Below are 10,130 nucleotides of genomic sequence, written 5' to 3' on the forward strand. Positions count from 1 at the left end.
TCACGGGGTGCTGCCGAGGACGCTGCATGTGGACCGGCCGTCCACGAAGGTCGACTGGGAGGCGGGGCGGGTACGGCTGCTGACCGAGGAGCGGGGCTGGCCGGTGACCCAGCGTCCGCGCCGGGCGGGCGTCTCCTCCTTCGGCATCAGCGGCACCAACGCCCACGTCATCCTCGAACAGGCCCCGCCCGCCCCCACCGAACCGGAACACTCCGCACCCCAGGGCCCCGCCCTCCCGTGGCTGCTCACCGCCAGGACACCGGCCGCGCTCGCCGGCCAGGCCGCCGCGCTCCTCGGCCACCTCGACACCCACCCCGGCCTCGACCCGTCCGGCATCGGCTGGTCGCTCGCCACCACCCGCGCCCGCTTCTCGCACCGGGCCTCCCTCACCGGCACCGACCCGGCCGAACTGCGCGGTGCCCTGGCCGCCCTGGCCGACGGCTCCACCGCCCGCAACCTGGTCCAGGGCACCGCGCCCGGCCGCGCCCGGCCCGTGTTCGTCTTCCCCGGCCAGGGCTCCCAGTGGTCCGGCATGGCCACCGAACTCCTGGACACCTCGCCGGTGTTCGCCGCCCGCATGGCCGAGTGCGCCGCCGCCCTCGCGCCCTACACCGACTGGGACCTGCGCACCGAGCTGCGCGGCGGTCTGGACCGCGTGGACGTCGTCCAGCCGCTGCTGTGGGCCGTGATGGTGTCCCTGGCCCACACCTGGAGCGCGTACGGCGTCGCACCGGCCGCCGTCATCGGCCACTCCCAAGGCGAGATCGCCGCCGCCTGCGCGGTCGGCGCGCTGTCCCTGGAGGACGGCGCCCGCGTCGTCGCCCTGCGGTCCCAGGCCATCGCCGAACTGCTGTCCGGCTCCGGCGGCATGATGTCCGTCGCCGAGGGCGCCGACGCGGTCCGCGCCCGGCTCGCCGCCTGGGACGGCCGGCTGTCGGTCGCCGCCGTCAACGGCGCCGCCTCCACGGTGGTGTCCGGTGACTCCGACGCCCTCGACGAACTCCTCGACCGGCTGCGGGCCCAGAAGATCCGCGCCAAGCGGCTGCCCGTGGACTACGCCTCCCACAGCGCCCACGTCGAGACCCTGCGCGCCCGCCTCGCCGAGGCCCTCGACGGCATCGAACCGCGCGCCACCCGGGTGCCGTTCTACTCCACGGTCACCGGCGGCCCGCTCGACACCACGGAACTCGGCGCCGACTACTGGTACACCAACCTGCGCAACACCGTGCTGTTCGAGCAGGCGGTACGCGCCGCCGTCGCCGACGGCCACCAGCTGTTCATCGAGTCCAGCCCGCACCCGGTGCTGACCGTCGGCATCCAGGAGACCGACGACGCCGTGGCCGCCGTCGGCTCCCTGCGCCGCGACCAGGGCGGCCGGGACCGGCTGCTGGCGGCGCTCGGCGAGGCGTTCACCCACGGCGCCGACGTCGACTGGACAGCCGTGGCGGAGGGCCACCGGCCCCGCCGCGTGCCGCTGCCCGGCTACGCCTTCCAGCACGAGCGGTACTGGCTCGACAGCACCGCGGGCGGCGCCGACGTCACCTCCGCCGGCCTCGCCCCCACCGACCACGCCCTGCTCGGCGCCGCGATGGTACGCGCCGACAGCGAGGGCGTCGTGCTCACCGGCCGGCTCTCCGCGGGCACCCAGCCCTGGCTGGAGCACCACCGGGTGGGCGGCCGGCTGCTCTTCCCCGGCACCGGGCACCTGGAACTCGCGCTGCGCGCCGGCGACCAGGTCGGCTGCGGCGACCTCACCGAACTCACCCTGCACGCGCCGCTGGTGCTGCCCGACCACGGCGCCGTCCAGCTCCAGGCCGTCGTCGGGCCGCCCGAGGGGGAGACCCGGCCGGTCACCCTCTGGTCCCGCCCGGAGAGCCCCGACGAGGAGCTGCCGTGGACCCGGCACGCCGACGGCCTGCTCGCCCCGACCGGCACCCTGCCCGCCACCGCCGACCCGCTCACCGACTGGCCCCCGAGGGACGCCGAACCCGTCCCGCTCGACGGCCTGTACGACGAACTCGCCGCCCTCGGCCTCGGCTACGGGCCGCTGTTCCAGGGGCTGCGCGCCGTCTGGCGCACCGGGGACGGACTGTACGCGGAGGTCGCCACCGACGCCGTACCCGACGGGTTCGGGCTGCACCCGGCGCTGTCGGACGCCGCCCTGCACGCCATCGGCCTCACCGACGCCGCGGGCGACGAGGCCCTGCTGCCGTTCGCCTGGTCCGGGGTACGGCTGTACGCCACCGGTGCCACCGCGCTGCGCGTCCGGGTCCGGTCCACCGGAGAGGGCACCGTCTCCCTCACCCTCGCCGATCCCACGGGCGCGCCCGTCGCCACCGTCGACTCCCTCACGCTGCGCCCCCTGCGGACCGAGGCGCTCGCCGCGGCGGCGCGGTCGGCCCGCGCGGGCGCGCTGTACCGGGTCGACTGGGTCCCGGCCCCGGTCCCGTCGCCGGCGGTGACCGGGACCGCTCCCGCACCGGACGTGGTGCGGGCCCCGGCCGGAGTGAGCGCCGCCGAGACCCGGGCGGCCGTCGACACGGTCCTGGCCGAGCTGCGCACCCGGCTCGCGGACGAGGACCGCACCCTGGTGGTGGTCACCGGCACCGACCCGGCAGGTGCCGCCGTCGGCGGTCTCATCCGCTCGGCCCAGTCGGAGAACCCGGGCCGCATCGTGCTGGTCGAGGCCGAACAGCAGCCGACCACCGGGCAGCTGGCCGACGCGGTGACGACCGGCGAGCCGCACCTGGCCTTCCGGTCCGGCACCTGGCTGGTGCCCCGGCTGGCCCGCTCCACCCCGGCCGAGCCGGACGACGCCACCGGTACCGGCCTGGGCGCCGGAACCGTCCTGATCACCGGTGCCACCGGCGCCCTCGGCCGGATCCTGGCCCGGCACCTGGTCGCCGAGCGGAACGTCCGGCACCTGCTCCTGCTCAGCCGCGGCGGTGCCGCGGGCGATCTCGTCGCCGAACTCACCGAGCTGGGCGCCGAGGTGACGAGCGCCGCCTGTGACACCGCCGACCGCGCGGCGCTCGCCGCCGTGCTGGACGCCGTACCGGCCGACCGGCCGCTGACGGCCGTGGTCCACGCGGCCGGCGTCCTCGCCGACGGCGTCCTCTCCTCCCTCACCCCCGAGCGGATCGACACGGTGTTCCGGCCGAAGGTCGACGCCGCCTGGAACCTGCACGAACTCACCGCGCACCTGGACCTGTCGGCGTTCGTGCTGTTCTCCTCGTCCGCCGCCACGCTCGGCTCGCCGGGCCAGGCCAACTACGCCGCCGCCAACGCCTACCTCGACGCGCTCGCCGTGCACCGCCGGACCCTCGGGCTGCCCGCGCACTCCCTGGCCTGGGGTCTGTGGGCGCAGGCCGGCGGCATGACCGGCGCCCTCGGCGAGACCGACCTCACCCGCATCGCCCGCGGTGGCGTCGCCCCGCTGGCGACCGAGGAGGGCGTCGCCCTGTTCGACGGCGCCCTGCGCGGCGCCGATCCCGCCGTCCTGCCCGTGAAGCTGGACCTGGCCGCCCTGCGCTCCCAGGGCGAGGGCCTGGCCCCGCTGTTCCGCGGACTGGTACCCGTACGCCGGGCCGGCGCGAGCGGCGGGCCGAGCGCGGCCGGCGGTGCCGGCGCCCTGCGGGACCGGCTCGCCGGACTGCTGGCGGCCGAGCACGAGCCCTTCCTGACCGAACTCGTGCAGAGCCACGTCGCGGCCATCCTCGGCTACCGCTCCACCCAGGACGTCGGCCGTACCCTGGCCTTCCGGGAACTCGGCTTCGACTCCCTGGCGGCCGTGGAACTGCGCAACCGGCTCACCGCGGCGACCGGCCTGAAGCTGCCCGCCACCCTGGTGTTCGACCACCCCACCCCGGCGGAACTCGCCCGCCACCTGCTCGGCGAACTCACCGGCACCCTCGCCGAGGCGCCCACCCGCTCCGCCCCCTGGAACGCCGCCGGCGACGAGCCGATCGCCGTCATCGGCATGGCCTGCCGGTTCCCCGGCGGCATCGCCTCGCCGGAGGACCTGTGGCGGCTGGTGGCCGAAGGCCGGGACGCGGTCGGCGAGTTCCCCACCGACCGCGGCTGGGACGTCGAGAACCTGTACGACCCCACCCTGGACCGGCCCGGCACCAGCTACACCCGGCACGGCGCCTTCCTGTACGACGCCGCCGACTTCGACCCGGCGTTCTTCGCCATGGACGACGAGGAGGCCCAGGTCACCGACCCCCAGCAGCGGCTGCTGCTGGAAACCTCCTGGGAGGCGCTGGAGCGCGCCTCCATCGACCCCGCGACCCTGCACGGCTCCGACACCGGCGTGTTCGCGGGCGTCATGTACCACGACTACTTCGGCAGCTTCGGCTCCGGCAGCGTGGTCTCGGGCCGCGTCGCCTACACCCTCGGGCTGGAGGGCCCCACCCTCTCCGTCGACACGGCCTGCTCCTCGTCGCTGGTGGCACTGCACCTGGCCGCCCAGGCGCTGCGGCAGGGCGACTGCTCGCTGGCGCTGGCCGGGGGAGTGACCGTCATGGCCACCCCGGGCACCTTCGTGGAGTTCAGCCGGCACCGGGGCCTGTCCCGGGACGGCCGCTGCAAGCCCTTCGCGGACGCCGCCGACGGCACCGGCTTCGGCGAGGGCGCCGGCGTGCTGCTGCTGGAGCGGCTCTCCGACGCCCGCCGCAACGGCCGCCGGATCCTCGCCGTGCTGCGCGGCACCGCCGTCAACCAGGACGGCGCCTCCAACGGCATCAGCGCCCCCAACGGGCCCGCCCAGCAGCGCGTCATCCGGCGCGCCCTTCAGGCGGCCGGCGTCGCGGCGGCCGAGGTCGACGTGGTCGAGGCGCACGGCACCGGCACCACCCTGGGCGACCCCATCGAGGCCCAGGCGTTGATCGCCACCTACGGCGCCGAGCACACCGAGGACCAGCCGCTGTGGCTCGGCTCGGTCAAGTCCAACCTGGGCCACACCCAGGCCGCCGCAGGTGTCGCCGGTGTCATCAAGATGGTCCAGGCGATGCGCAACGAGACCCTGCCCGCCAGCCTCGGCGTCGACCGGCCCTCCCGGCACGTGGAGTGGGACGGCGCGGGCGTCCGGCTGCTCACCGAGAACCGCCCCTGGCCCGACCCCGGCCACCCGCGCCGCGCGGGCATCTCCTCCTTCGGGATCTCCGGCACCAACGCCCACGTCATCATCGAGGCCGCGCCCGCCGAGGAGCCGGCCGCACAGCATGCCGCCCCGCCGGCCGGGACCGTGCCGTGGCTGCTCTCCGGTCACACCCCCGGCGCCCTGCGCGCCCAGGCCGCCCGGCTGCTGGAGCACCTGTCCACCGCCCCGGACACCGACCCGCACCGGCTCGCCGGCGCGCTCGCCCACGCCCGCACCCGGCTCGGCCACCGAGCCGCCGTACTCGGCCGCACCCCGGGCGAACTGACCGCCGGCATAAGGGCCGTGGCGGAGGGCCGCACCCCCGGGGCCGGAATCCTCGCCACCGCCACGGACGGCCGGCTCGCCTTCCTCTTCTCCGGCCAGGGCTCGCAGCTGCCCGGTATGGGCACCCGCCTCGCGGCGGCCTTCCCCGCCTTCGCCGCCGCCTTCGACGAGGTCCGCGCCCACCTGGACCCGCTGCTGGACCGGCCGCTCGCCGACGTGCTTCACTCCGCCGAACTGCTGGAGCGCACCGAGTACACCCAGCCGGCGCTGTTCGCCGTCGAAGTGGCCCTGTACCGGCTGCTGGAATCCTTCGGCGTCCGGCCCGACCTGCTCGCCGGGCACTCGGTCGGCGAGTTCGCCGCCGCCCACGCCGCGGGCGTGCTCGGCCTGGAGGACGCCTGCACGCTCGTCGCCGCGCGGGGCCGCCTGATGCAGGCCCTGCCCGGGGGCGGGGCGATGATCGCCGTCCGCGCCACCGAGGACGAGGTGGGTCCGCTGCTGGGCGACGGCGTGGACATCGCCGCCGTCAACGGGCCCGCGTCCCTCGTCGTCTCGGGCCCCGCCGGACCGGCCCGCGCGCTGGCCGCCCGCTTCGAGCGCACCAAGGAACTGGCCGTCAGCCACGCCTTCCACTCGGGCCTCATGGAGCCGATGCTGGCGGAGTTCCGCGAGGTCGCCGCCGCCCTGTCGTACGGGACGGCGCGTATCCCGCTGGTGTCCGCCCTCACCGGCGCCCCGGCCGCCCCCGACGAGCTGTCCACCCCCGACTACTGGGTGCGGCACGCCCGCGAAGCCATCCGCTTCGCCGACGCCGTCACCGCCCTGCACGACGCGGGCGCACGGCACTTCGCCGAGATCGGCCCGGGCAGCGCGCTGACCGCCGCGGCCGGCGAGTGCCTTCCCGACGGGACGGCCGTCGTACCGCTGCTGCGCAAGGACCGCGAGGAGACCGAGGCCCTGCTCACCGGGCTCGCCGCCCTGCACGCGCACGGCGCCGCCGTCGACTGGACGGCCCTGCTCTCCCACCGCGACGGTTCCGACCTGCCCACCTACGCCTTCCAGCGCACCCGCCACTGGATGACCGGCGACCTCGGCCTGCCGCGCCCGGCCGGCGGCCACCCACTGCTCGGCACCGCCGTCGAACTCGCCGGCGCCGACGGCACCCTGTACACGGGGCACCTCTCCCTGGCCGACCACCCGTGGCTGGGCGACCACCGGGTGGGCGGGGTGCCGCTGCTGCCGGGCACCGCCTTCGTGGAGATGGCCCTCGCCGCCGGGGCCCGCGTCGACTGCGGCACGGTGGACGACCTGACCGTCACCGAACCGCTGGTCCTGCCAGAGGACGGCGCCGTCCGCCTCCAGTGCACCGTCGGCGAACCCGACGCGACCGGAGCGCGCGCCTTCCGTGTGTACGCCGCCCGGGCCGACGGCGAGCCCTGGACCACCCACGCCACCGGAGTGCTGCGGCCCGCCGGGGACGGGCCCGCCCACGACCTCACCGCCTGGCCGCCGCCCGGCGCCGAACCGGTCGACCTGGACGGCGTCTACGAGCGGCTGGCGGAGCTGGGCGCCGAGTACGGGCCCCGCTTCCAGGGCCTGCGCGCGGCCTGGCGGCACGGTGACGAGGCGTACGCCGAGGTCGCCGTCCCCGCCGACTCCGCCGCGTTCGGACTGCACCCGGCGCTGTTCGACGCCGCCCTGCACACCATCGGGCTGCGCGCGGGAGCCGCGGAGCGCATGTCGCTGCCGTTCACCTGGAACGGCGTGGAGCTGGTCACCGGCGGCGCCACCGCCCTGCGGGTACGGATCGCCCCGGCCGGCGCCGGCGCGGTCCGCATCGACGCCGCCGACGCCGGCGGCCGGCCGGTGGCGCGGGTGGCGTCGCTGTCGCTGCGGGAGGTGGATCCGCAGCGGATCGCGGCGGCCGCCGCGGGCGGACACGACGACCTGTTCGCCGTGGACTGGGTGCCCGTCCCCGTGCCCGCGGCCCCGCAGGCGGGGCGGTGGACCGTGCTCGGCCCCGGCCGCGCGGAGCTGGCCGCCGCCCTGGCCGGCGAGGTCGCCGAGGTCGCCGTCGCCGCCGGCCTGACGGAGGCCGCCGTCCGGGCCCCCGACACCCTGGTCCTCGCGCACACCGGCGGCGCCGACGCGGACACGGCCCGGGCCGGCGTCCGGGAGCTGCTCACCCTGGTGCAGGAGTGGCTGGCCGACGCCCGGTTCGCCGACTCCGTCCTGGTGGTGGCGACCTGCGGGGCGACGGGCCCCGGGGACGTCACCGACCCCGGTGCCGGCGCCGCGTGGGGCCTGATCCGCTCCGCCCAGTCCGAGCACCCCGGCCGGCTGGTCCTCGCGGACCTGGACGACACGGACGCCTCCCGCCGCCTGCTGCCCTCCGCCGTCGCCTCCGGCGAACCCCAGCTGGCGCTGCGCGACGGCGCGGTACGCGTTCCCCGCCTGGTGCGCGCCCCGCGCCTGACCGAGCCCGCCCCGGCCGGCCTCTCGGGCGGCGTCCTCGTCACCGGCGGCACCGGTGCCCTGGGCCGGCTGGTCGCCCGGCACCTGGTCACCGCGCACGGCGCCGAGCGGCTGGTGCTGCTCAGCCGCGGCGGGCCGGAGGCGCCCGGTGCGGCCGGGCTGCGCGACGAACTGACCGCGCTCGGCGCGCGGGTGACCGTCGTCGCCTGCGACGCCGCCGACCGCGCCGCCCTGGCCCGGGTCCTGGACGAGCACCCGGTCTCCGCCGTCGTGCACACCGCGGGCGTCCTCGCCGACGCCGTCCTGACCTCGCTCACACCCGAGCGGCTGGACACGGTCCTGCGGCCCAAGCTGGACGCCGCCTGGCACCTGCACGAACTGACCCGCGAACGGCCCCTTACGGCGTTCGTGCTGTTCTCCTCCGCGGCCGGACTGCTCGGCAGCCCCGGCCAGTCCGGCTACGCCGCCGGCAACGCCTACCTCGACGCCCTCGCCGCCCACCGCCGCTCGCTCGGCCTGCCCGCGGTCTCGCTCGCCTGGGGCGCCTGGGCGGGCAGCGGCGGCATGGCCGACCGGCTCGGCGACACCGACACCCGGCGCGCCGCCTCCGGTGGCGTGCTCGCCCTGGACGCCGAGGCGGGGCTCGCCCTGTTCGACACGGCGGCGGGCCGCGCGGAACCGGTGCTGCTGCCGGCCCGCCTGGACCTCGCCCCGCGTGACCCCTCCCGTGTCGCCCCGCTGCTGCGCTCCCTGGTGCGGGCGCCGCGCCGGACCGGACCCGGGGCGTCGGCCACCACGTCCGCACTGCGCCGCGAACTGGCCGCGCTCGCCCCCGGGGACCGCCCCGAACGGCTGCTGCGGCTGGTGCGGGACGAGGCCCGCGCGGTGCTCGGCATCGAGGAGTTCGAGAACGAACTGCCCTTCAAGGACCTCGGCTTCGACTCGCTGACCGCGGTCGAGTTCCGCAACCGGCTCAACGAGGTCACCGGCCTGAGGCTGACCGCCACGCTCGTCTTCGACCACCCCACACCGGCCGCGCTCGCCGGCCACCTCGCCACCGAGCTGGCCCCGCGCACCGCGGACGGCCCGCGCGACGAGGAGGACACCGTGCGGGCCGCGCTCACCGCCATCCCGGTGGCGCGGCTCCGCGAGGCCGGCCTGCTGGACGGCCTGCTCGAACTCCCCGGACTGCGGCCCGCGCCGCAGCCGGCCGAGGACGGCGGACCCGGCAGCGCGTCGATCGACGCGATGGACGCCGAGAGCCTGATCAGCATGGCGCTCGACGACCTCGTCGGGGACGACGACGCCCTGTGACGACGCCCGCGACAAGGAAGAGGACCATGGCCGAGTCCGAGAACACGGACACCAGGATGGTCGAGGCACTCCGCGCCTCGCTGAAGGAGATCGAGCGGCTGCGCGAACGCAACCGCACGCTGACCGCGGCGGCCCGGGAACCGGTCGCGGTCGTCGGCATGGCCTGCCGCTACCCGGGCGGAGTCCGCTCCCCGCAGGATTTGTGGCGCCTGGTCGCGGACGCCGGGGAGGGCATCACCGCCTTCCCCGCCGACCGCGGCTGGGACCCGGACCTGTACGACCCGACCCCGGGAGTGCCCGGCCGCTCCTACACCGGGCAGGGCGGATTCCTGCACGACGCGGGCGACTTCGACGCCGGCTTCTTCGGCATCGCCCCGCACGAGGCCCTCGTCATGGACCCGCAGCAGCGGCTGCTGCTGGAGGGCTCCTGGGAGGCCCTGGAGAACGCCGGGATCGACCCGGCCACGCTGCGCGGCAGCCGCACCGGGGTGTTCGCGGGCGTCATGTACCACGACTACTTCGGCAGCTTCGGCTCCGGCAGCATCGTCTCCGGCCGCGTCGCCTACACCCTCGGGCTGGAGGGCCCGACGCTCTCCGTCGACACCGCCTGCTCCTCGTCGCTCGTCACGCTGCACCTGGCCGCGCAGGCGCTGCGGCAGGGCGAGTGCACCCTCGCGCTGGCCGGGGGAGTGACGGTGATGGCCTCGCCGGGGACGTACGTGGAGTTCAGCCGGCAGGGCGCGCTCTCCCCGGACGGGCGCTGCCGCTCCTTCGCCGACGACGCGGCCGGCACCGGGTTCTCCGAGGGGCTGGGCGTCCTGGTCCTGGAGCGGTTGTCGGACGCGCGGCGCCTTGGTCATGAGGTGCTGGCGGTGGTGCGGGGTTCGGCGGTGAACCAGGACGGGGCGTCCAACGG

General features: G+C 76.8%; 2 protein-coding genes. Both read left to right on the top strand.

Annotated elements, in window-relative coordinates:
- The first annotated feature begins 28 nt into the window (after positions 1-28).
- The gene (locus ABZ117_RS34050) at positions 29-9,214 is read left to right on the top strand and encodes a type I polyketide synthase (RefSeq protein ID WP_356826652.1); all 9,186 of its coding nucleotides are present in this window, start codon (positions 29-31) and stop codon (positions 9,212-9,214) included.
- 26 nt (positions 9,215-9,240) lie between these two features.
- Positions 9,241-10,130, top strand: an 890-nt coding sequence (locus ABZ117_RS34055; protein WP_356826654.1) for a beta-ketoacyl synthase N-terminal-like domain-containing protein, incomplete at its 3' end; no start/stop codon positions are given.

The sequence above is a fragment of the Streptomyces sp. NPDC006309 genome (assembly GCF_040613095.1).
Lineage (GTDB): Bacteria > Actinomycetota > Actinomycetes > Streptomycetales > Streptomycetaceae > Streptomyces.